Source organism: Halobacterium bonnevillei, from assembly GCF_009831555.1.
Classification (GTDB): domain Archaea; phylum Halobacteriota; class Halobacteria; order Halobacteriales; family Halobacteriaceae; genus Halobacterium; species Halobacterium bonnevillei.
The window spans coordinates 1-1,882 of the sequence record NZ_WUUU01000302.1; the positions used below are offsets into that span (position 1 = coordinate 1).

The window sequence follows — 1,882 nt, forward strand, 5'->3', positions numbered from 1 at the left end:
TGGGGGCCCGCGGTGTACGGCGTTACCGACGAGAGCCGCGCCGACGCAGCCGAAACCGCCGGCCGGGAGGCGCTGGAGGCGGCGGGCGTGGGCGGCGACGTGCAGGTCGTCGCGCCGCGGAACGAGGGTGCACAGCTCTCCGAATGAGACCGCACGGGTGGCCGGACACCGGGGCCGACCAACAAAAGAGGTAAACGCCGCGCCCGCGAGTCGCCGGTATGGCGACGATTCCGTTCGGCATCTCGCGGCTGGACGGCCGCATTCAGGGCGGCGCTCCGGAGGGGAGCGTCGTGTTGCTCTCGGGTGAAGCCGGCGCCGGTGCGCGCGAGTTCGTGTACACCAGCGCGGTGATGAACGGCCTGCTGGACGCCGACAGGGACCTCTTCGAGTTGCACTACGGCGACCTGCACGGGTCGGCGGTGGAACCGGAGGACGTCCACTACGTGTCGTTCACCGCCGACGAGTCGGAGCTCCGCCGCGAAATCGCGTTCACGATGGACGAGGAGATCGTCGACGCGGGCCTGGACGCGGTGACGTTCGCGGACTTCTCGCCGGAGTACTTCCAGCTGAGTCCGGTGCCCAGGGAGTGGTACGCGGGCGAACACCGCTCGATCAACGACCTCGGGAACACGGACAACGACCGGCGAGACGTCCTCGAGGCGTTCGCGGACTACCTCGACGAGCAGGCCAGCGGCAGCCTCGTCGTCGTGGACTCGCTGACCGACCTCATCGGCGTCCGACAGAAGGAGCTGACGTTCGGCGACATCGTGATGACGCTGAAGGGGCTGCGGAAGGCGGCCCGCGGCTGGGACGGCCTGATTCTGCTGCACTTGACGCGGGACGCGGTCACCACTGAGGAGTTCGGGAGCCTGATGACGTCCGTGGACGGCACCGTCGAGTTCGAGTGGGAGCGCGGCGGGAACGAGCGCGTGCGGACGATGTTCGTCCGGGAGTTCCGGGGCGTGCTCGGCCGCCTCGAGAAGGAGGACATCGTGCAGTTCGAGACGGAGATCCACGACGCGGGGTTCGACGTGTCCGACGTTCGAAAAATCAGGTAACGCAGCCGAACGGTTAAGACAGCAGAGCGCCAAGACTGGGTGAATGGTCGACGGCACGTCGGACGCTGTCGAGAACACGACCCTCGAGGGGCCGGCGGCCGCGTGGCTCGCAGAACGCGCGGACGAACTCGACGTGAGCGCCGACGAGCTGCTAGAGCGCGTCGTCGCGGCGTACCGCGCCGCCGAGGAAGGCGGCGTTCCGGACGTGGTGACGGAGGCGGAGTTCGAGGAGCGTCTCGACAAGGTCGAAGCGGAGGTCCAGGCCGAGCTTGCTGACGCGACGGGGGACTTCGAGTCGGAACTGGCGGACCTGGACAGCGACCTTTCGGAGAAGTTACAGGACGTCCGCGACCGCGTCATCCAGGTGAAACGCGAGACTGACGCGAAGGCGCCAGCGGACCACGACCACCCCGAACTGGCCGACCAGGCGACGGACGCGCTGGCGGCCGTCGACGAACTCGAAGCGGAGGTCGTGGAGGTCGCGGACACGGTGAGTCGGCTCTCGGAGCGCGTGGACGCCGGGTTCGAGAACTTCGAGGAGGTGTTGCGGTACCTGCGCGACGAGACCGACGACCTCGACCGGAAGTTGACGACGCTCGCGACGGCAGTGCTGGCGATGCGGAAATCGGTGACGTCGGTCGCCGCGGCGAACGCGCGCCGGGAGCGCACCGACCGCCTGAAGCGCGAGGCGAACCGTTCCGGCGTCCGCGTGGCGGACTGCGAGGCCTGCGGGAGCGAAGTTTCGGTGGGTCTGCTGACCGCGCCGGAGTGCCCGGCGTGTGGCGCGACGTTCGAGGACGTGGAGGTCAACGAGGGCTGGTTCG

At 68.8% G+C, this 1,882-nt stretch carries 2 protein-coding genes; both read left to right on the forward strand.

Features of this window, described 5'->3' with window-relative positions; genetic code table 11:
* Positions 1 to 218: 218 nt before the first annotated feature.
* Positions 219 to 1,058 carry an RAD55 family ATPase gene (locus tag GRX66_RS18635; protein WP_159527806.1) on the forward strand — a complete coding sequence of 280 codons (840 nt, stop codon included), beginning with the start codon at positions 219 to 221 and terminating at the stop codon, positions 1,056 to 1,058.
* 43 nt (positions 1,059 to 1,101) lie between these two features.
* On the forward strand, positions 1,102 to 1,882 hold a 781-nt coding region (locus GRX66_RS18640; RefSeq protein WP_159527807.1), incomplete at its 3' end, for a hypothetical protein.

Bases quoted from the DNA above. Each gene is read 5' to 3' on its own strand.
- GRX66_RS18635 (WP_159527806.1), top strand. From the start codon at position 219: ATGGCGACGATTCCGTTCGGCATCTCGCGGCTGGACGGCCGCATTCAG.